The organism is Duganella aquatilis, from assembly GCF_009674565.1.
GTDB classification, from domain to species: domain Bacteria; phylum Pseudomonadota; class Gammaproteobacteria; order Burkholderiales; family Burkholderiaceae_D; genus Rugamonas; species Rugamonas aquatilis.
In genome coordinates this window covers 60,935-80,981 of record NZ_WKJL01000025.1, presented here as the reverse complement: position 1 = coordinate 80,981, position 20,047 = coordinate 60,935, and the positions used below count along the sequence as shown (strand labels likewise).

17 protein-coding genes are annotated in these 20,047 nt (G+C 64.5%); 12 read left to right on the top strand and 5 right to left on the bottom strand.

Annotation, left to right across the window (positions count from 1 at the left end; translation table 11 throughout):
- Positions 1-73: 73 nt before the first annotated feature.
- Positions 74-1,855 carry a lipid A export permease/ATP-binding protein MsbA gene (msbA, locus tag GJ698_RS25040; protein ID WP_154360588.1) on the bottom strand — a complete coding sequence of 594 codons (1,782 nt, stop codon included), beginning with the start codon at positions 1,853-1,855 and terminating at the stop codon, positions 74-76.
- A 187-nt stretch (positions 1,856-2,042) separates the two neighbouring features.
- Here msbA and GJ698_RS25035 point away from each other — a divergent pair, with 187 nt between their 5' ends.
- From GJ698_RS25035 to GJ698_RS24995, 9 genes are all read left to right on the top strand, one after another.
- Positions 2,043-3,710, top strand: a complete 1,668-nt coding sequence (locus GJ698_RS25035) for an amidohydrolase (protein ID WP_154360587.1) — start codon at positions 2,043-2,045, stop codon at positions 3,708-3,710.
- 77 nt (positions 3,711-3,787) lie between these two features.
- Positions 3,788-5,491, top strand: coding sequence for a urocanate hydratase (gene hutU / locus GJ698_RS25030; protein WP_154360586.1), 1,704 nt, complete (start codon positions 3,788-3,790; stop codon positions 5,489-5,491).
- 95 nt (positions 5,492-5,586) lie between these two features.
- Positions 5,587-7,125: a histidine ammonia-lyase gene (gene hutH / locus GJ698_RS25025; RefSeq protein WP_229260158.1), complete on the top strand. Its 1,539-nt coding sequence runs from the start codon at positions 5,587-5,589 to the stop codon at positions 7,123-7,125.
- A 10-nt stretch (positions 7,126-7,135) separates the two neighbouring features.
- Entirely contained in the window at positions 7,136-7,921 is a 786-nt protein-coding gene (hutG, locus tag GJ698_RS25020) for an N-formylglutamate deformylase (protein ID WP_154360584.1), read from the top strand.
- Positions 7,918-9,279 (top strand): formimidoylglutamate deiminase, encoded by a 1,362-nt coding sequence (locus GJ698_RS25015; protein ID WP_154360583.1) that lies wholly within the window; start codon positions 7,918-7,920, stop codon positions 9,277-9,279. The genes hutG and GJ698_RS25015 overlap by 4 nt, the downstream gene beginning before the upstream one ends.
- Entirely contained in the window at positions 9,276-9,851 is a 576-nt protein-coding gene (locus tag GJ698_RS25010) for a HutD/Ves family protein (RefSeq protein WP_154360582.1), read from the top strand. The genes GJ698_RS25015 and GJ698_RS25010 overlap by 4 nt, the downstream gene beginning before the upstream one ends.
- Positions 9,852-9,866: 15 nt before the next feature.
- Entirely contained in the window at positions 9,867-11,090 is a 1,224-nt protein-coding gene (gene hutI, locus GJ698_RS25005; protein ID WP_154360581.1) for an imidazolonepropionase, read from the top strand.
- Positions 11,091-11,157: 67 nt separating this feature from the next.
- Positions 11,158-13,803 (top strand): zinc-dependent metalloprotease, encoded by a 2,646-nt coding sequence (locus GJ698_RS25000; RefSeq protein ID WP_154360580.1) that lies wholly within the window; start codon positions 11,158-11,160, stop codon positions 13,801-13,803.
- A 2-nt stretch (positions 13,804-13,805) separates the two neighbouring features.
- Positions 13,806-15,353: a glycine betaine ABC transporter substrate-binding protein gene (locus GJ698_RS24995; protein WP_154360579.1), complete on the top strand. Its 1,548-nt coding sequence runs from the start codon at positions 13,806-13,808 to the stop codon at positions 15,351-15,353.
- 141 nt (positions 15,354-15,494) lie between these two features.
- Here the strand turns inward: GJ698_RS24995 and GJ698_RS24990 are convergent, their stop codons facing one another.
- Both GJ698_RS24990 and GJ698_RS24985 read right to left on the bottom strand, forming a co-directional pair.
- Positions 15,495-15,986 (bottom strand): GNAT family N-acetyltransferase, encoded by a 492-nt coding sequence (locus GJ698_RS24990; RefSeq protein WP_154360578.1) that lies wholly within the window; start codon positions 15,984-15,986, stop codon positions 15,495-15,497.
- On the bottom strand, positions 15,986-16,894 hold the full coding sequence (locus GJ698_RS24985; protein WP_154360577.1) for a DMT family transporter: 909 nt from the start codon (positions 16,892-16,894) through the stop codon (positions 15,986-15,988). Before GJ698_RS24985 ends, GJ698_RS24990 begins: the two co-directional genes overlap by 1 nt.
- Before the next feature lie 166 nt (positions 16,895-17,060).
- Between GJ698_RS24985 and GJ698_RS31205 the strand changes: the two genes are divergently transcribed.
- Positions 17,061-17,195, top strand: coding sequence for a hypothetical protein (locus GJ698_RS31205; RefSeq protein WP_267874843.1), 135 nt, complete (start codon positions 17,061-17,063; stop codon positions 17,193-17,195).
- A gap of 11 nt (positions 17,196-17,206) precedes the next feature.
- Here GJ698_RS31205 and GJ698_RS24980 read toward each other — a convergent pair whose 3' ends face one another.
- Complete coding sequence (locus tag GJ698_RS24980; protein WP_154360576.1) at positions 17,207-17,644, bottom strand: Mpo1 family 2-hydroxy fatty acid dioxygenase; 438 nt, start codon at positions 17,642-17,644, stop codon at positions 17,207-17,209.
- A 95-nt stretch (positions 17,645-17,739) separates the two neighbouring features.
- On the opposite strand from GJ698_RS24980, the gene GJ698_RS24975 reads away from it, so the two are divergent.
- Entirely contained in the window at positions 17,740-18,246 is a 507-nt protein-coding gene (locus GJ698_RS24975; RefSeq protein WP_154360594.1) for a DNA-deoxyinosine glycosylase, read from the top strand.
- Positions 18,247-18,422: 176 nt separating this feature from the next.
- Positions 18,423-19,094: a hypothetical protein gene (locus GJ698_RS24970; protein WP_154360575.1), complete on the top strand. Its 672-nt coding sequence runs from the start codon at positions 18,423-18,425 to the stop codon at positions 19,092-19,094.
- Positions 19,095-19,312: 218 nt separating this feature from the next.
- Here the strand turns inward: GJ698_RS24970 and GJ698_RS24965 are convergent, their stop codons facing one another.
- A complete protein-coding gene (locus tag GJ698_RS24965; protein WP_154360574.1) occupies positions 19,313-19,993 on the bottom strand; it encodes a GNAT family N-acetyltransferase in 681 nt (226 codons plus the stop codon).
- Positions 19,994-20,047 lie beyond the last annotated feature (54 nt).

The following is a 20,047-nucleotide window of genomic DNA, read 5'->3' as shown; positions in this document are numbered from 1 at the left end:
TGCCGACATTCGGACACGGCCTCAGCCGCGCGCGGCTGAGGCCGTGTCCGAATGTCGGCACTGACCCCGGTTTTCAGGTTTGAACGCTTTTCTGCGTTTGATATAGGCGGGAGTAGATGCCGTTCTGGGCCAGCAGCGCAGCGTGGCTGCCGGTTTCGGCGATGCGGCCGCGATCCAGCACCACGATGCGGTCGGCGTTTTCGATGGTCGACAGGCGGTGGGCGATGACCACCGTGGTGCGGCCTTTCATCAGTACTTCCAGGGCCTGCTGCACCAGCCGCTCGGATTCGGTATCCAGCGCGCTGGTCGCTTCGTCCAGGATCAGGATCGGCGCATTCTTGTACAGCGCGCGGGCGATCGCCAGGCGCTGGCGCTGGCCGCCCGACAGGCGCAGGCCGTTCTCGCCGACCGGCGAGTTGTAGCCTTCCGGCTGGCGCACGATGAATTCATGCGCATGGGCGGCGCGCGCCGCCGCTTCCACGCGCTCCATCGACGGCGCCGGATCACCATAAGCGATGTTGGCCGCCAGCGTGTCGTTGAACAGCACTACGTCCTGCGACACCAGCGCGATCTGCTGGCGCAGCGAGGCCAGGGTGTAGTCGCGCAGGTCGGCGCCATCGAGCTCGATGCTGCCGCTGCTGACGTCATAGAAGCGCGGCAGCAGGCCGGCCAGCGTGGTCTTGCCGCTGCCCGAGCTGCCCACCAGCGCGATCGTTTCGCCAGCGGCGATGTCGAGCGACACATGGTCCAGCGCCGGCCGCGCATCCGGGTCCAAAGGCGTGCCGTCGGCGCCGCGATAGTGGAAGCTGACGTCGCGCACCGACAGGCGGCCCTCGGCGCGGGCGATGGTTTTCTGGCCCTGGTCGGCCTCCGACTCCAGGTCGATCAGGCCGAACACCGATTCCGCCGCCGCCAGGCCGCGCTGCATCGGCTCGTTAATCTTGGTCAGGTTCTTGATCGGCGACTGCATCGCCATCAGGGCGGTCAGGAAGGCGACGAAGCCGCCGGCCGACAGCGCGCCGGCCTGGGCGCGGATCAGCGCGAAATAAATCACCGACGACAGCGTGATCCCGATCAGCAGCATGATCAGGCCGGAGTTAAAGGCCGAGGTGGCGGCATGCTTGACCGCCAGCTGGCGGTTCAGTTTGACCACCTTGCCAAAGCGGTCGTGCTCATACTGCTGGCCGCCGAAAATCTTCACCACGCGCTGGCCGCTGATGCTCTCGTCGAGCACATTGGTCAGGTCGCCCATCGCGGCCTGGGCGCTGTTGCTGAGCGCGCGCATGCGGCGGCCGGCGAACACCACCACCGTCGCCACCAGCGGCAGCAGGCCGAGGCAAAACACCGCCAGCTGCCAGTCCACCACGAACAGGGTAATCAGGTAGCCGGTGGTGGCCACCGAGTCGCGCACCGCGACGTTGACCACGGTCAGGCCGGCCTGCGCCACCTGGGCGGCGTCGAAGGCCACCCGCGACAGCGTGGTGCCGGTCGACGACTGGTCGAAATAGCCGTTCGGCAGCCGCATGATGCGGGCAAACATGGTTTCGCGCAGATTGGCCTGGACCCGGCTGTTGAGCCAGGCCGCGCCGTATTCGCCGGCAAAGCTGGACACCATGCGCAGCAGGGCCAGCGCGAAGATCACGGCGGGAATGGTCCACAGTGCGGCCCGCGACGGATCGCGCGGCAGCAAATCGCCCAGCGCCTGCTTCATGGCCGCCATCATGCCGGTCGACGGCGTCTTGATCACGCCCAGCGCGTTGGCCGGTGTCAGCGCGTCGACCACATTTTGCAGCTGGCCCAGCAGCAGCACGTCGGTGGCCGCGGCCACCGCGACCGCCAGCAGCGTGACGAGCATGATTCCGCCGTAGGGCAGGAATTCCTTGATGAGGCGAAGGTAGAGTTGGCGGCTGGACACTGGCTATTCACGCTAAAGAAATACGGGAAGCCAGCATTGTACCCGTCCGGCCACTCGCCCAGCCCAGTTGTGCACGGTTCGGTTGACCAAAACGCAAACTTCGCTACACTCTGAATCTTGCTGCTGAATGGAGAACCCGATGCGCCCCACCTTTTTGACCGCCGCCGTGCTGGCTGCCTTCGCCCTGCCGGCCCATGCCGACACCATCATCGACCGCGCCAACGGCTACACGCTGACCGCCGCCGGCCAGTTGCAGCGTTTTACCTCGCTGGCCTTCGATGACCTGGGCCGCGTCATCGCGGTCGGCAGCGAGGCGGAAACGGCGGCCGCGCTGCCGCGCGCGGAGCACATCGACGTGCAGGGCAAGACCCTGCTGCCAGGGCTGATCGACGCCCACGGCCACGTGTTCGAACTGGGCGAAATCGCCTCCGGCGTGGAGCTCTACAGCCCCACCTCCCTCAACGGCGCGGTGAAGGCGGTGGCGGACTACGCCCGCGCGCACCCAAAAAACGCCTGGATCATCGGCTTCGGCTGGAACCAGGAGATCTGGAAACTGGGCCGCTTTCCCACCGCCGCCGAGCTGGATATGGTGGTGCGCGACCGTCCGGTGCTGCTGCACCGCGTCGACGGCCACGCCATCTGGGTCAACACCAAGGCGCTGGAGATGGCCGGCGTGACGCGCGAAACGGCCGATCCGGCCGGCGGCAAGATCGAACGCGACGCCAGCGGCAAGCCGACCGGCGTGCTGGTCGACGCGGCCATGGAACTGGTCAACAAGGTGGTGCCGCTGCCGACGCCGGCCGAGGCGCGCGCCACGCTGGATGTGGCGCTGGCGTCGCTGTCCAGGGTCGGCCTGACCAGCGTGCACGATGCCGGCATCAAGGTGGTGCAGGACGATATCTACCGCGACTACGCCGACCACGGCAAGCTGACCACCCGCGTCTACGCCATGATCGGCGACACCACGGCCGATTTCGACGAGCTGTCCAAGGACGGCCCGCTGAAGTCCTACGCCAACGACGTGTACGCGCTGGCGGCGGTCAAGCTGTATTCGGATGGCGCCCTGGGCAGCCGTGGCGCGGCGCTGCTGGCGCCTTATTCCGACATGCCGTCGACCAAGGGCCTGCTGTTCTATCCGGACGCGGAGATGCGCGCCAAGATGAGCAAGGCGATGAAGGCCGGCTATCAGGTCAACATCCACGCCATCGGCGATGCCGGCAACCACCAGATCCTGGACGCCTACGCGCAGCTGATCCCGCAGTACAAGAACGTCGAACTGCGCCACCGCATCGAGCATGCGCAGGTGGTGACGCTGGAGGATATCCCGCGCTTCAAACAGCTGGGCATCATCCCGTCGATGCAGCCGACCCACGCGACCTCGGACCAGAACATGGCAGAGCAGCGCGTCGGCCATGAGCGCATCAAGGGCGCCTATGCCTGGCGCACCTTCCTCGACCAGGGATCGAAGATCGCCTGCGGTTCCGACTTCCCGATCGAGTCGCCGAATCCGTTCGAGGGACTGCACGCGGCGGTCACGCGGCAGAACAACGCCAACGTGCCGGTGGGCGGCTGGTACAAGAACCAGGCGATGACCATGACCGAAGCGTTCCGCTGCTTCACCCTGGACGCGGCCTGGGCGGCGCACCAGGAAAACGTCATCGGTTCGCTGGAGCCGGGCAAGTGGGCCGACTTCATCGTGGTCGACCGCGACATCTTCAAAATTTCGCCTGAGCAACTGGGCAAGACGCAGGTGCTGCAAACCTGGATGGGCGGCAAGCGGGTGTATAAAAAATAGGCAACGCTATGGGTTGACTTGGTTGTCTATACAACCTATGCTGCGGTTATTCCATTGACCGCAGCAGGAGACTTCCCATGACCAGCCAATTCGACAGCGACCCACGTTACGACGCCAGCCGCGACATCCGCGCGCCGCGCGGCCCTGAGCGCACCTGCAAGAACTGGGGCGCGGAGGCGGCTTACCGCATGATCCAGAATAATCTGGACAAGGAAGTGGCGGAGAATCCGAAGCATCTGGTGGTCTACGGCGGCATCGGCCGCGCCGCCCGCAACTGGGAGTGCTACGACCAGATCCTGGCCTCGCTGCGCGAGCTGAAAGACAATCAAACCCTGCTGATCCAGTCCGGCAAGCCGGTCGGCGTGTTCCAGACCCACGAGGATGCGCCGCGCGTGCTGATCGCGAACTCCAACCTGGTGCCGAAGTGGGCCAACTGGGAACACTTCAATGAACTGGACCGCAAGGGCCTGTTCATGTACGGCCAGATGACGGCCGGTTCGTGGATCTACATCGGCACCCAGGGCATCGTGCAGGGCACCTTCGAAACCTTTGCCGAAGCGGGCCGCCAGCACTTCGGCGGCGACCTGAAAGGCCGCTGGGTGCTGACCGCGGGCCTGGGCGGCATGGGCGGCGCGCAGCCGCTGGCCGCCACCATGGCCGGTGCGGTGTCGCTGACCATTGAGTGCCAGCAGAGCAGCATCGACTTCCGCCTGCGCACCCGTTACCTGGACAAGCAGGCTGCGTCGATCGACGAGGCGCTGGAACTGATCAAGCTGCACAAGGCGAACGGCGACGCGATCTCCATCGGCCTGCTGGGCAACGCGGCCGACGTGCTGCCGGAGCTGGTGCGCCGCGCCAAGGCCGGCGGCATCGTGCCGGACGTGGTCACCGACCAGACCTCGGCGCATGACCTGATCAACGGCTACCTGCCGCAAGGCTGGAACGTGGCCGACTGGAAGGCGGCGCAGCAGGACGTGGCGCGCCATGCGGAACTGAAGGCCGCCGCCACCGCGTCGTGCGCGGTGCACGTGCAGGCGATGCTGGACTTCCAGGCGCTGGGCGCCAAGGTGGTCGACTACGGCAACAACATCCGCCAGGTGGCGTTCGATCACGGCGTGCAGAACGCCTTCGATTTCCCCGGCTTTGTGCCGGCCTATATCCGTCCGCAGTTCTGCGAAGGACGCGGACCGTTCCGCTGGGTGGCGCTGTCCGGTGACCCGGAAGACATCTACAAGACCGACGCCAAGATCAAGGAACTGTTCCCGCACCACGCGCAGGTGCACCGCTGGCTGGACATGGCGCGCGAGCGCATCGCCTTCCAGGGCCTGCCGGCGCGTATCTGCTGGCTGGGACTGGGCGAGCGTCACATCGCCGGCCTGGCGTTCAACGAGATGGTGCGCAACGGCGAGCTGAAAGCGCCGGTCGTGATCGGCCGCGACCACCTGGACACCGGCTCGGTCGCCAGCCCTAACCGCGAAACCGAGGCGATGAAGGACGGCACCGATGCGGTCTCCGACTGGCCGCTGCTGAACGCGCTGCTGAACACCGCCGGCGGCGCCACCTGGGTGTCGCTGCACCACGGCGGCGGCGTCGGCATGGGATACTCGCAGCATTCCGGCGTGGTGATCGTTGCTGATGGCACCGACGCCGCCGCCAAGCGCCTGGCGCGCGTGCTGGTCAACGACAGCGGCTCGGGTGTGATGCGTCACGCCGATGCCGGCTACGAAACCGCCGTCGCCTGCGCCAAGCGCAATGGCCTCAACTTACCTATGGTCCTATAGGACGGGAGGGCGCCCCTGCATGGGCGCCCCGTTCCGCAGGCGGGCGGCAGGCCGCCCGAATTCCCTGCTCCACCAATGATTAAATGAGCACCACTATGAATCTGACTCTCAAACCCGGCGCCATGACGCTGTCCGAACTGCGCGCCGTGTGGACCGCCGCCGCGCCGCTGACGCTGGCCGCCGAAGCCTTTCCGGTGATCGAAGCCGCCGCCGCCGCCGTGCAGGCCATCGTTGCCAAGGGCGACGCCGCCTACGGCATCAACACCGGTTTCGGCCTGCTGGCCAAGACCCGCATCCCGGACGAAAAGCTGGAACAGCTGCAGCGCAACCTGATCCTGTCGCACTCGGTGGGCACGGGCGAACTGATGTCGGACGCCGTCTGCCGCCTGATCCTGCTGATGAAAATCGGCAGCCTGGCGCGCGGCTACTCGGGCGTGCGTCCGCTGATCGTCAACACGCTGATCGCGCTGTACAACGCCGGCATCATGCCGGCCATTCCGGCCAAGGGTTCGGTCGGCGCTTCGGGCGACCTGGCGCCGCTGTCGCACATGACGCTGGCCATGCTGGGCGTGGGCCAGGTGCGCGTCAACGGCGTGCTGATGGATGCTGTGGATGCGCTGAAGGCCGCCAACATCGAGCCGGTGGTGCTGGCCGCGAAGGAAGGCCTGGCGCTGATCAACGGCACCCAGGTGTCGACCGCGCTGGCGCTGCATGGCCTGTTCATGGCCGAGCGCCTGCTGGAAGCGGGCATGGTGTCCGGCGCGCTGTCGCTGGATGCGGCCAAGGGTTCCGATTCGCCGTTCGACGCGCGCGTGCATGAAGTGCGCGGCCAGCCGGGCCAGATCGCCGCTGCTGCCATCTACCGCAAGCTGGTGTCGGACAGCGCAATCCGCGCCTCGCACCTGGTGGGCGACGAGCGCGTGCAGGATCCTTACTGCCTGCGCTGCCAGCCGCAGGTGATGGGCGCCTGCTGGGACATCATCAACAACGCCGCGCGCACGCTGCTGATCGAAGCCAATGCGGTTACCGACAATCCGCTGCTGTTCAAGGACGGCGAGCTGTCGGTGGTGGTTTCGGGCGGTAACTTCCACGCCGAGCCGGTGGCGTTTGCCGCCGATACGCTGGCGCTGGCCATCGCGGAAATCGGCTCGATCTCCGAGCGTCGCGTGTCGCTGCTGATCGACGCTACCTTGTCCGGCCTGCCGCCGTTCCTGGTGCGCGATCCGGGCGTGAATTCGGGCTTCATGATCGCCCACGTGACCGCCGCCGCGCTGGCGTCGGAGAACAAGTCGCTGGCGCATCCTGGCAGCGTGGACACCATTCCGACCTCCGCCAACCAGGAAGACCATGTCAGCATGGCGACTTACGCGGCGCGCCGCCTGGACGATATGGCGCAGAATACGGCTGTCATCATCGGCATCGAGTTGCTGGCGGCGGCGCAGGGCATCGATTTCCACCGCCCGCTGAAAACTTCGCCGCATCTGGAGCACGTGCATGAGCAGTTGCGCCAGAAGGTGCCGTTCTACGAGGAAGACCGCTTCTTCGCGCCGGACATCGAAGCAGCCAAGGGCATGGTGATGCGCGGCGAGTTGAGCGCCTCGTGCAAGGAGCTGTTCACGTCTCTGCATCCGTAAGGAGTAGCGCATGGATTATCAGTTCAAAGCAGGCAGTATTCCCTTGCTGGTGTCCATGCCGCACGTGGGCACCGATATTCCCGACGACGTGCTGGCGGCGATGACGCCGGCAGCCGTCGACAAGCAGGACACCGACTGGCATCTGGTGCGTCTTTATGAGTTCCTTGGCGAGATGGGCGCGTCGGTGCTGTCAGCGCGCTGGTCGCGTTATGTGATCGACTTGAACCGGCCGCCGGAAAATACCAATCTGTATCCGGGGCAGGACACCACCGGCCTGTGCCCGGTCGACACCTTCCACCGCGAGCCGCTGTACCGCGAAGGCCGCACGCCGGACGAGGCGGAGGTCAAACGCCGCCTGCAGGCGTACTGGAAGCCGTATCACGATCAACTGCGCTCCGAACTGGATCGCCTGCTGGCGCTGCACGGCCGGGTGGTGCTGTGGGATGCGCATTCGATCGCTTCGGTGGTGCCGCGCTTCTTCGATGGCAAGCTGCCTGACCTGAACTTCGGCACCGCCGACGGCAAGAGCTGCGCTGCTGGCCTGAGCGATGCCATCGTCGCGCGTGCGCAGGGCGGCGACTACACCATTGCCGTCAATGGCCGCTTCAAGGGGGGGCATATCACGCGTTTCTACGGCGAGCCGGCGCGCGGCGTGCATGCGATCCAGCTGGAGATGTGCCAATCGACGTATATGGATGAAGAGGCGCCGTATGGCTACCGCGCCGACCTGTCCGCGCAGGTGCAGCAGCCGCTGCGCGCGATGATGCAGGCGGCCGCCGACTGGGTGCGCGCATGAGCAAGCTGTTTGCGCGCCACGCCTTGCTGCCGGATGGCTGGGCCGGCGATGTGCTGATCGAGTGGGACGCCAGCGGCGCCATCACGGCGGTGATGCCCGGCGCGGCTGGCGAAGGCGTGGAGCGCGTCGAATATGCGCTGCCCGGCATGATCAACCTGCATTCCCACAGCTTCCAGCGCGCGCTGGGCGGCCGCACGGAAAAGGCGGGCGACAGCAAGGACAGCTTCTGGACCTGGCGCGAGCTGATGTACCGCTTTGCGCGCAATATCACGCCCGAGCATATCGAAGCCATCGCCGCGCAGCTGTTCAGTGAATGCCTGCGCCATGGCTACACCTCGCTGTGCGAGTTCCATTATGTGCAGAGGGCGCCGGATGGCGCCATGTATGCGCGGCCGGCGGAAACGGCGGAGCGCGTCATTGCCGCCGCACGGTTGGCTGGAATCGGCATGACCATGCTGCCGGTGTTGTATAGTTATTCTGGCTTTGGCGAAAAGGCGCTGAAACCGGAGCAGCAGCGTTTCAAAACCGATGCGCAGGATGTGTTGCGGATCGTCGATGCGCTGGAACCGTTGCGCGATGCGCAGGTGGAAGTCGGCGTGGCGCCGCATTCGCTGCGTGCGGCCTCGGTGGCGCAGATCCAGGACGTGCTGGCGACGCTGCCGAAGGCGCGTCCGGTGCACATCCACATCGCCGAGCAGCAGGCGGAGGTGCAGCAATCGCTGGACTGGAGCGGGCGCCGCCCGGTGCAGTGGCTGCTGGAGAATATGGATGTGGACCAGCGCTGGTGCCTGATCCACGCCACACATCTGGACGATGAGGAAGTCGGCGGCATCGCCCGCAGCGGTGCAGTGGCGGGCCTGTGCCCGACCACGGAAGCGAATCTCGGCGACGGCCTGTTCCCGCTGGAGCGCTTCCTGACGCAGGGCGGCCGCTTCGGCATCGGCAGCGACAGCCATGTGTCGCAAAGCGCGGTGGAGGAGCTGCGCTGGCTGGAGTACGGACAGCGCTTGCAGCACCAGCGCCGCAATATCGCCGTGTCGGACAGCGAGCGCCATGTCGGCGACTTCCTGTGGCAGGGCGCCTTGCAGGGCGGTGCGCTGGCGGCGGGACGGCCGGTGGGTGCGCTGGCGCCGGGCCATCGCGCCGACGTGGTCGTGCTGGATGACGATCACCCGAATATGTTTGGGTTGGCGCTGGACGAGGTGCTCGGCAGCTTTGTCTTCAGCGGCAACGACAATCTGGTCAAGGACGTCATGGTCGGCGGCCAGTGGGTAGTGCGCAATCAGCAGCACGTGGCGCAGCAGGCGATCGCTGCGCGCTTCAAGCAGACCTTGGCCGAACTGAGGGAGTTCCGATGACCCAGCTGATCCAGTATGCAAACCTGCGTTCCGCGCCGTGGAAAAACGGCGGCGGCTGCACCACCGAAATCGCCGTCTCGCCAGCCGGCGCCACGTTCGATGAATTCGCGTGGCGCGTGAGCCTGGCCACCATTTCGCAGGACGGCCCGTTCTCTTCCTTCCCCGGCATCGACCGTTCGCTGGCGCTGGTTGATGGCGACGGCGTGCTGCTGGACTTCGGCGACGAGCGCTTTGTGCTCAGTCCCAGCGAGCCGTTGATCGAGTTCGCCGGCGAGGATGCGGTGCACGCCACCGTCACCGGCCAGCACACCACCGACTTCAACGTGATGACGCGGCGCGGCCTGTGCCGCCACCGGCTGGAACTGCTGGCGGTGACGGGCAAGGAAGCGCTCAAGCGCCGTAGCGGCACCACGCTGCTGTTCCTGGCCGACGGCGAGAGCCTGACCCTGAGCAGCTCACGCGAACGCATCGCCATGGTCCGCTACGACACGTTGGTGCTGCAGGCGGACGACGACTGGACGCTGGAAGCGCAGCAGGCCACCGTGCTGGTGGTCGACATCATCAATCAATAAAACGAAGGTTGCGGTATGTGGGATGTGTTGTTTACCAACGTGCATCTGGCCACGATGGCCGATGGCGCTCATGGCAGCTATGGCGAGGTGCGCGACGCCGCCATCGCCGTCAAGGACGGCCGCATCGCGTGGCTGGGTCCACAGGCGGAAATGCCGAAGGGCCAGCAGGCCGTCACCGTGCACGATGGCGGCGGCAGCTGGCTGACGCCGGGATTGATCGACTGCCACACCCACATCGTCCACGCCGGCAACCGCAGCAATGAATTCGAGGCCCGCCTGAACGGCGCCACCTATGAAGACATCGCCCGCGCCGGCGGCGGCATCATGTCCACCGTGCGCGCCACGCGCGCCGCATCAGAAGAGGAACTGCTCCGTCAAAGCCTGCCGCGTGTGCGCAGCCTGCTGGCGGAAGGCGTGACCACCATCGAGATCAAATCCGGCTATGGCCTGACGCTGGAGTCGGAAGCGAAGATGCTGAAGGTGGCGCGCCGCATCGGCCGCGAGCTACCCGTGCGCGTAGTCACCACCTTCCTCGGCGCGCACGCGCTGCCGCCGGAGTTTGCCGGTCGCGCCGACGATTATGTCGATGAAGTCTGCAAGATGATCGCGCCGCTGGCGGCAGAAGGGCTGGTCGATGCGGTGGATGCATTCTGCGAGCGCATCGGCTTTTCGTACGCGCAGACGGAGCGCGTGTTCCAGGCCGCGCAGGCGCAAGGCTTGCCGGTCAAGCTGCATGCGGAACAGCTGTCCGACCAGCGCGGCGCAGAGCTGACGGCGCGCTATAAAGGCCTGTCGGCCGATCACTTGGAACATCTGACGGCGGACGGCGTGCAGGCCATGGCCGCCGCCGGCACGGTGGCGGTGCTGCTGCCCGGCGCCTACTACTTCCTGCGCGACACCACGCCGCCACCGGTGGCGGCCCTGCGCGAAGCGGGCGTATTGATGGCGATCGCCACCGACTGCAATCCCGGCACCTCGCCGATGACGTCTTTGCTGCTGGCGCTGAACATGGCCTGCACGCTGTGGCGTCTGACGCCGCAGGAAGCGCTGGCCGGCGTGACGTTGAACGCGGCGCGCGCGCTTGGCCTGTACACCGAAATCGGCAGCCTGGAGGTCGGCAAGCGCGCCGACTTCGCGCTGTGGCGGATCGCCCGTCCGGCCGACCTGTCGTACGCCATCGGCCTCAATCCCTGCCGTGGTGTCGTCAACGCAGGCATGTTGCGCTCTCCGGCCATGTAAAAAGCTGCTCGCTGGGTTGTGCTTTCGGTTACATTAATCGGATGTCATCCAACGAAGCAGGATATCCATGTTCGTCTTGAATTCCGTACGTGTCGCCGTGCTGGCGGCGCTGAGTGCCCAGGCCCTGGCGCAAGAGCCAACACCGCCCGTTCCCCATGCGCCGGAGGTGCCGGTGGTGGCGACCACGCCGCTGCAACCGGCCGCCACGCCGACGCCGGCGATTGTGTTGCCGACCGCTGCGCCACGGCCGTTTGTCGAAGTGGTGCGCGGCGCCCAGCACGTGGCGGGCTTCCTGGGCCTGTACCAGAAAGAGGAAAAGGTGTGGATCGAGCTGCGACCCGACCAGTTCGACCAGCCGCTGTTCATGTCGGTGAATATGCCGAACGGGATCGGCGAACGTGGTATCTACGGCAGCCAGATGGGCATGAGCCAGGTGGTGGTGTTTCACCGCATCGGCAACCTGGTGCAGATGATCGCCAAGAACACCGACTTCGGCGCCAAGGGCGGCACGCCGCAGGCGCTGGCGGTGCAGCAGGCGTTCTCGGACAGCCTGCTGGCGATTGCGCCTGTCGCCAGCGGTCCGAATCCGCAATCGAAATCGATCCTGGTCGAGGCGAATGCGCTGCTGTTCGGCGATATCCCGTCGATGACCACCAAGCTGGAAACGGCATTCCGCATGCCGTATGTGATGGACGCGCGCAACAGCAGCTTCCTGACGATCCGCTCGGACGAATCGATGACCGGCTTGCAGGTCAACGCGCACTTCTTCGTGCCGCGCATTGCGGCGCGGCCGGCGGTGGTGCCGCCGGTGCCGCTGGCGCTGGCGACGCCGCCTACCACACTGCCGGATCCGCGCAGCATGTTCCTCGGCTTCTACTACAGCTTCATGCCGCTGCCGGCGCAGGCCATGCATGGCCGCCGCGCCGATGACCGCATCGGCCATTTCGTCAGCACCAGCCAGGATTATTCGGACGACGTGACGCCGACGACTGCCGTGCACCTGGTCGACCGCTGGCGGCTGGAGAAGCAGGACCCGGCGGCCGCGCTGTCGGAGCCGAAGCAGCCCATCGTCTACTGGATCGACGCCAACGTGCCGGAAAAATATCGTGAGTCGGTGAAGCAGGGCGTGCTGGCATGGAACGAGGCCTTCGAACGCATCGGCTTCAAGAACGCCATCGTGGTCAAGCAGCAGGCGGCGACGGATAAATTCGACACCATGGATGCGCGCCACGCGTCGATCCGCTGGTTTGTCGGCAGCGATGTCGGCTTCGCCATCGGGCCTAGCCAGGTCGATCCGCGCAGCGGCGAGATTCTGGATGCGGATATCGGCATGTCCGACGTGTTTGCGCGCGGTGCGCGGCGCATGGTGGGCGAGGACAGTTTCGACCTGTCGCCGCCGGCGACCGGCGAGGACCGTTGCGACTACATGGCGGAATCGGCGCAGGAGATGGGTTTCGCCATGGACGTGCTGGAAGCGCGCGGCGAGCTGGAAATGGGCAGCCCGGAAGCGGATGCGGTGGCGCAGGCGTATGTGAAGTCGGTCATCATGCACGAGGTGGGGCACACGCTGGGCCTGCGGCATAACTTCCGCTCGTCGACCATCTACACGCTGAAGCAGTTGCAGGATCCTGAGTTCACCAGGAAGAACGGCATGGCCGGATCGGTGATGGATTACACGCCGTTCAATCTGTCGCTGAAAGGCGAGAAGCAGGGCGAGTATGTGACGTCGGCGCTGGGCCCTTACGATTTCTGGGCCATCGAGTACGCCTACAAGCCGATCGAGGCGGCGCAGGAGAAGGAGGAACTGGCGAAGATCGCCGCACGCTCCAACGAGCCCTTGCTGGCCTTCGGCACCGACCAGGACGCGAACGGCTTCAATATGGACCCGGACGTGAATGTGTTCGACCTGGGCAGCGATCCGCTGGCGTACTTCCAGCGCCGCCTGACGATTTCGCGCGAGCTGTGGGACCGCATACAGCGCCGCACGCTCAAGCCGGGCGAGAGTTATGAAGTGCTGCGCCGCAGTTTCGATTACGGCTTCCAGCAGTTCGCGCGCACATTGCCGGTGGTGGTGAAGTACGTGGGCGGCGTGACCTATCTGCGCGATCACGCCGGCACGGGGCGCGCGACCTTCACGCCGGTGCCGCTGCCGCGCCAGCGCGAGGCCTTGCAGATGCTGACCGCCAGCCTGTTCAAGGCTGACAGCTTCCAGTTTTCGCCGGCGACCATCAGCCGTTTGGGATCGGACCATTTCAACACGCGCGGCCGGCCGGATGTGTCGGTGAACAGCCGCGTGCTGTCGCTGCAATCGGCAGCGCTGGACCAGCTGATGTCCGATGCGGTGGCGGTGCGTTTGCTCGATTCGCAGGAAAAGGTGGACAATCGCAAACAGGCATTGGGACTGCCCGAGCTGTATTCCACGGTGCAGGATTCGGTGTGGAGCGAGCTTAAAACCGGCAAGGACATCAACGGCATGCGGCGCAATCTTCAGCGTGAACATTTGAAGCGGCTGGTGGCGTCGCTGTTGCGCGTGTCGGCGACCACGCCGGCGGATGTGCGCAGTTTGCAGCGCGAGAATGCACTGAAGCTGGAACGCGAACTGCGCGGCGCCATGGGCAAGCCGATGAGCCGCGAAGCCAGGGCGCATCTGTCGGAAAGCTATGAGACGCTGGGGCAGGCGCTGAAGGCGCCGATGCTGCGCGCGGGGGCGTGACGATGAGCGGTCGACGATGGCTGGCCGGGCTGGCGATGGTGTTTGCCGGTCCGGCTGCACTGGCGGCGGGCGATACGCTGCATATCGGTTCCAAGCGTTTCACCGAGTCGTACATTCTGGGCGAGGTGCTGGCGCAGACGGCGGCGCCGCATGCGAAGGTCGAGCATCTGCAAGGCCTGGGCAATACGGCGATTGTGCTGGCGGCGTTGGAGGCGGGGCGGATCGATGTCTATCCCGAGTACGTGGGCACGCTGGATCTGGAGATCCTCAAGCACGCCAAGCCGGCTTCCATGGAGCAGATCCGCAAGGAGCTGGCGGCGATGGGGCTGGGCGTGGCGGTGCCGCTAGGCTTCAACAATACCTATGCGCTGGCGATGCGCGGCGATGCGGATGCGCCACACAAGTTGAGCGAGCTGGCGGGACGTACGCAGTTGCGCTTCGGTTTGTCGCATGAGTTCATCGGACGCGCGGATGGCTGGCAGGGACTGGCCGCGCGCTATGGCCTGACGCAGCGGCCGGAGGGGCTGGACCACGGCATTGCGTATGAGGCGCTGCGGCACAAGCAGGTGGATGTGGTCGATATCTATTCGACCGAGGCGCGCATCAGCCAGTACGGCTTGCGGGTTCTGGAGGACGACCGCGCGTATTTCCCGCGCTACGATGCGGTACTGCTGTACCGGCTCGATGCGGCCAAGCGTTTCCCGGCGGCGTGGCAGGCCATCAGCCGGCTGGAAGGGCGGATCAGCGAGAAGGACATGATCGCGATGAACGCGGCGGCCGAAATCGATGGCCAGAGTTTTTCGCGCGTGGCGAGCGACTGGCTGGCGGCGCATCCGTTGTCGGTGCCTGCAGCCGGCGCCGTGGCTTCCGGCTCGTCGCCCACGCCAGCCGCGCCAGCTGCGCGCGATGGCCTGCTGGCGAAAATCTTCGACAAAAATCTGGGGCACCTGACGCGCCAGCATCTGACGCTGGTGCTGCTGGCGGTGGCGATCGCCTGCGTGATCGGCGTGCCGTTGGGCGTGCTGGCGGCCTGGCTGCCGCGCTTCCGGCAAGTGGTGCTCGGCCTGACGGGCGTGCTGCAAACCATTCCGTCGCTGGCCTTGCTGGCGCTGCTGATTCCCCTGCTGGGCATGATCGGTACCGCGCCGGCGCTGGTGGCGCTGGTGGTGTACGCGTTGCTGCCCATCGTGCGCAACACCTGCACCGGGTTGCTGCAAGTATCGCCGGGGCTGAAGCTGGCGGCGCAGGCGATCGGCCTGCGGCCGATGCAGCGGCTGGTGCATATCGATTTGCCGCTGGCGCTGCCGGTGATCCTGGCCGGTGTGAAAACCGCCGCCGTGCTGAGCGTCGGCACGGCGACCATCGCCGCCTTTATCGGCGCCGGCGGTTTCGGCGAGCGCATCACCATCGGCCTGGCCTTGAACGACAACGATATGTTGCTGGCGGGCGCTATCCCAGCGGCAATATTGGCATTGCTGACACAGGGCGTGTTCGAGCTGCTGGAGCACGCTGTGCTTAACAGGCATCGCTTTTCTGTAAAGCCGGTGTAAGCGAATTCAAGGCGCCGTAATGATTTGTAAGGCCAGCGGCGCACGGTTGGAACGGGAGATATAGTGAATCCGTTGATTCAATCTCCCTCCCACTGACAACGGGTTCCACCCATCCAGCGCGACCCGCTGGGTGGGATTTTTTTATGCCTGCGCCGACAATTGCGCCAGCGCATCGCCGGTAACGCGGCAGATGCGCCAGTCCGGCATCACGGTCGCACCCATGCCTTCGTAGAACTTGATGGCGTTGGCGTTCCAGTCCAGCACCGACCACTCGAAGCGGCCGCAGTCGCGCTCCACCGCCAGTTGCGCCAGCGCCACCAGCATCTGCTTGCCGTAGCCCTTGCCGCGCTGCGACTGCTGCACGTACAGGTCTTCCAGATACAAGCCCTTCTTGCACAGGAAGGTGGAGAAGTTGTGGAAGAACAGCGCAAAGGTGACCACCTCGCCGCCGGTTTCGCCCACCAGCGCTTCGCACACCGGCTTGTCGCAGAACAGGCTGTCGTGCAGCATGGCTTCGTTGGCGACGACCATGTGCTCGAGTTTTTCAAACACGGCCAGCTCGAAGATCATGCCGAAGATGGCGGGAATGTCGGCCGGCGTCGCCGGGCGGATGGTCAGTTCGGAAGAGCTCATCAGGTTTTGGAGGTAGTGGAAGAATTCGGTTGCAGCGCCCAGGCGACGCTGGACAGACACAGTATCATGCCCAGCCATTCCATGGCTCCAGGACGGTAATGTTCCAGCTGGATCGACAACAGCACGGAGATCACCGGCGTGACGACGCCGATGTAGACCGCCTTGTCCGAGCCGATGCGGTGGATCAGCGTGAAGTAGGCGGCAAACGCGATCACCGATCCCAGCAGTGACAGCCACAGCAGGCCGCCCCAGTATTTCGCCGTCGTCGGCAGGCTGAAGTGCTGGCCGCTGACGATCACCCACAGCGCCACCAGCAGCGTGCCCCACAGCATCGACCAGGCCATGGTCAGCAGCACATTGTCGGATTGCTCGCGCACCTTGACCACCACCACATTGCCGACCGAGCTGGCCAGCGTGGCGGTCAGCGCCAGCATCAGGCCGAGCAGGAAGTGGCCGTCGCCGCCGTTGCGGATCTGCTGCCAGGCGTCGCCGATGGAGTGCAGGAACAGCAGGGTGATGCCGCAGATGGCGACGATGCCGGCGGCCCAGGTGCGCCAGCCCAGCGCGTTGCCGAAGGCGATGCGGTTGAGGATGGGATTCCAGAACACCATCAGCGCGAACAGCACGGCCACCAGGCCGGAGACCAGGTATTGCTCGGAGGTATAGGTGCAGATGTAGCTGGCGGCAAAGGTGGCGGCGCCTTGCAGCATCATCCAGCGTTGCACGCGCCACGGCAGCAGCAGGCGGTCGCCGCGCGCCGCGCACCAGGCGAACAGCACCGCCGAGGCCAGCGCAAAGCGGTACACCACCGAGACGGCAGGCGCGACCTCACCGAGTTGCAAGGTGATAGCGAAGAAAGTGGAGCCCCAGATCAAACAGGCGGTGATGAATAAGAGTGGAGAGGACATCGAACGAGTATAGCTGCCCAGGCTACCTCTTGCCTAGCGGCCAGCTTTTTGTTGCGGCGCAACAGATTGCGGACGAAGTTGTATCTGGCGTGTAAATTCAAGAGTGTTTGTCTAAAGACCAAGTATAGTGAAATCACACCCAATTCATCGCCAACCGGAGGGCGCCATGAGCACCGCGCTGCAAATCAAGGTCGTCACGCTGCTGGGCTATGTCGCCCTGAGCACCGCGCTGGTGTTGATGCTGGCCGATGATGGCGTGCAGGGCGCCGCCACCGCCATGTTCTACGCGCTGCTGCGCTGACTTGCGTTGGCTTAGTAGGCCAGGTGCAGCCGGCGGTACAGGAAGCTCAGCACGAACAGCGGGCCGATCAGCAGGAAGCGCAGGTCTTCAAAAAACGAGGGCTTCTTGCCTTCGATCTTGTGGCCGATGAACTGGCCGATCCACGCCAGCACGAAAATCGCGATCGACAGCGGCAGCACGGTCTGCGGCGGCAGCGCCGCCAGGATCGCCAGCATCAGCGCCGCCATCAGCAGCATGCCCACCGCGAACGGCTTCGACAGGCGGAAGTAGTACAGCATCGAGGCTGCGGCCAGTCCCAGCGCCACCAGCGGATGCAGCGCCCACAACATCCCCAGCAGCGTGAACACGATGACCGGCACGCAGACAAAGTGGATCAGTTCGTTGGTGTGGTTGAGATGGCTTTCGCTGTACTTGGCCAGCAAGGTATCGATCGTACGGTTTTGCGGCATTGTTGTCTCCTGCAATGATTGTTATGGCGCGGTCTATGCCGCCAGCAAATTCTACACCTGAACGCAGCGCTGTCGAGCATCCGCTACAATGCCGCATGGTTGCCGATGTTTCCTCTTCCACCACCGCGCTGACCGGCCTGGCGCCGGTGCTCGACGCACAGACCCGCATCTTGATACTGGGTAGTTTCCCCGGCGCGGCCTCGCTGGCTGCGCAGCAATACTATGCACATCCACGCAATCTTCTGTGGCCGATTTTGTCGGCGCTGACGGGCGAGCCGCTTGCTGCGTTGCCGTATACCGAACGCCTGCCGCGCCTGCTGACGCACGGCTTCGGCCTGTGGGATGTGCTGGGCGCGTGCGAGCGCGAGGGCAGCCTGGATTCCGCGATCCGCAAGCCCGCCGCTAACGACTTCGCCCGCCTGCGCGACCTGTGCCCGTTGCTGGAAACGGTGGGCTTCAACGGCCAAACCTCCGGCAAGTTTGCCCCGCAGTTTGCCGCCGCCGGCTACCGCACGGTGGTGCTGCCATCCACCTCGCCTGCGCACGCTTCCTTATCGTTCGAAGCCAAGCTCGAACTTTGGCGGCAGCTATTTACGTCCTGAGTACCGTAACGGTTGATCAAGACGTATCGACGCGGCGGTAGCAAGCAATAATTCAGGCTGCAAGTGGGCTCTTCCTCTCGAATTACCTACTCTTTCTCCGAGATTTGATACTGCCTCATCTCAATACGTGATGGATATTGGATAGCTAGACTGGGTTTTATTTGAAGGAGGCCAAAATGACATACCGCTATTTACCAGCCACCAGTAATTTATTGGACATGCTCAAGGTGCCGAAAAAAATCGTAACTTTGGACAGATGGATACGGGTATCTCTATGGACTGGGGTGGTCAGTTTATTTGCTGCCCTGGCTTGTGCAGGGCCTCTTTACCTGAAATGGTTCGAAGGCGATGCATTGAGATGGACTGCATTGGGTTTTCTAGCCATCGCTATTGCTGCCACTTTTGCAATTGCGATTTTGGATACCGTTAAAGATTTTGGGATCTTTAAGGATCCCGCAAAGAATATGGCTGTAAAAATGGATTCGGAGGCTGATGTCGAATTCCAGTTCATGAAGGATATGGGGAGAGTTCCAGCTTCAGTTTTATTGACGCGACATCAGGATCTTGATGCGCAATTATCTATGCGAGATAAATGGCTGGATGTACTACGGTTCATGGCCATCATCGTCCCTACTGTCATACTGCTGAGCGTTGAACTTGTGGGCAAGGCACCCATATCATCCTGGGTGGCGATAGGTATGTATTCATCGTTGGTTGGTTTTGCGATCGGTGCTATTTCAGTTCGCGCCGGAAGTACAGAGTTGCAACGTCTTTCGTTTATCCTGAAGAAAGCAGGGGAGCGTCGCTACCAGGATCAGATACGCCGACGACGGAGTCACCGTAAGTAGTTCTTATCGCGTTGATGTCATGCCGGATTCTGGCTGATCGGTTGGACGGCCAAGCGCAGCCCATTGCGTTGAGGATGGTCAGAAGTGTTTTAAGCGATGGGTTGCCATTTTCCGACAAGGTACGGTACATCGTATTGGGAGCGGCGTTGGCTTGCTCATGGATCAGGATTACCTCATCCTGCGAGAGTTGAATTGCGCCGGATTCTATCCGGCTTGCGCTACTCCTTGACCACTACCCGCACCGCCGATTCCAGGTAGTCCTTGAAGCCCATGTCCAGGTACAGCTGGTGGGCGGGATTGGTGCGCATCACGTGCAGGAAGGAGTGTTCGTCGCGCAGCATGTGGCGGCGGATCAGCTTGCCGATGAGCTGCTTGGCCAGGCCGCGTCCCTGGTAGTCCGGGTGGGTGCAGACGCCGCTGATTTCGCACAGGCCCGGCGCGCGCAGGCGTTCGCCGGCCATGGCCATCAGGCGCTCGCCGTCGAAGTAGCCGAAGTAGTCGCCCAGCTCGATGGTGCGGATGCCGAACGGGCCGGGCTTGCACAGCGTCGCCAGTTCCAGCGCCTGCTGCGCGTGTTCGGGGCGCAGCGGCACGGCCTCCGGCGCCGGATCGGCGGCCGGCAGCGGGCCATCCCACAGCATGCGGAACATGGTGGTTTCGGCGTCGATACGCCAGCCCGGCGGCGCGGCGCCGGTCCAGTTTTCGCAGTAGAAGTGTTCGCCGGCGGCGCACCATGGCGCCAGCGCGGCGAAGTCCGGCTGCGCCGGGTCGGCAAAGGCGATGATCGGCGAAAAGCCCTGGGTGTAGCGGCGCGCCGTGTCGCCGCCGCTCGACCACTGCCGGTGGGCGCCGTTCAGAGTGTGCCAGAAAATGTGGTCCAGTGTGGGATTGCGTTGCATGAATCTTGCCTTGTGGTTATGCTAGTCTGACAACGACAGTGTAGCTAAAACAGG

What these genes read in the sequence shown, in the direction of transcription:
- hutG (WP_154360584.1), top strand. Translation starts at nt 7,136, where the DNA reads ATGGATTATCAGTTCAAAGCAGGCAGTATTCCCTTGCTGGTGTCCATG.
- GJ698_RS24975 (WP_154360594.1), top strand. Translation starts at nt 17,740, where the DNA reads ATGGTTGCCGATGTTTCCTCTTCCACCACCGCGCTGACCGGCCTGGCG.
- GJ698_RS24990 (WP_154360578.1), bottom strand. Translation starts at nt 15,986, where the DNA reads ATGAGCTCTTCCGAACTGACCATCCGCCCGGCGACGCCGGCCGACATT.
- hutU (WP_154360586.1), top strand. Translation starts at nt 3,788, where the DNA reads ATGACCAGCCAATTCGACAGCGACCCACGTTACGACGCCAGCCGCGAC.
- GJ698_RS24985 (WP_154360577.1), bottom strand. Translation starts at nt 16,894, where the DNA reads ATGTCCTCTCCACTCTTATTCATCACCGCCTGTTTGATCTGGGGCTCC.
- GJ698_RS25035 (WP_154360587.1), top strand. Translation starts at nt 2,043, where the DNA reads ATGGAGAACCCGATGCGCCCCACCTTTTTGACCGCCGCCGTGCTGGCT.
- hutH (WP_229260158.1), top strand. Translation starts at nt 5,587, where the DNA reads ATGAATCTGACTCTCAAACCCGGCGCCATGACGCTGTCCGAACTGCGC.
- msbA (WP_154360588.1), bottom strand. Translation starts at nt 1,855, where the DNA reads ATGCTCGTCACGCTGCTGGCGGTCGCGGTGGCCGCGGCCACCGACGTG.
- GJ698_RS25000 (WP_154360580.1), top strand. Translation starts at nt 11,158, where the DNA reads ATGTTCGTCTTGAATTCCGTACGTGTCGCCGTGCTGGCGGCGCTGAGT.
- GJ698_RS24965 (WP_154360574.1), bottom strand. Translation starts at nt 19,993, where the DNA reads ATGCAACGCAATCCCACACTGGACCACATTTTCTGGCACACTCTGAAC.
- GJ698_RS24995 (WP_154360579.1), top strand. Translation starts at nt 13,806, where the DNA reads ATGAGCGGTCGACGATGGCTGGCCGGGCTGGCGATGGTGTTTGCCGGT.
- hutI (WP_154360581.1), top strand. Translation starts at nt 9,867, where the DNA reads ATGTGGGATGTGTTGTTTACCAACGTGCATCTGGCCACGATGGCCGAT.
- GJ698_RS25015 (WP_154360583.1), top strand. Translation starts at nt 7,918, where the DNA reads ATGAGCAAGCTGTTTGCGCGCCACGCCTTGCTGCCGGATGGCTGGGCC.
- GJ698_RS31205 (WP_267874843.1), top strand. Translation starts at nt 17,061, where the DNA reads ATGAGCACCGCGCTGCAAATCAAGGTCGTCACGCTGCTGGGCTATGTC.
- GJ698_RS25010 (WP_154360582.1), top strand. Translation starts at nt 9,276, where the DNA reads ATGACCCAGCTGATCCAGTATGCAAACCTGCGTTCCGCGCCGTGGAAA.
- GJ698_RS24970 (WP_154360575.1), top strand. Translation starts at nt 18,423, where the DNA reads ATGACATACCGCTATTTACCAGCCACCAGTAATTTATTGGACATGCTC.
- GJ698_RS24980 (WP_154360576.1), bottom strand. Translation starts at nt 17,644, where the DNA reads ATGCCGCAAAACCGTACGATCGATACCTTGCTGGCCAAGTACAGCGAA.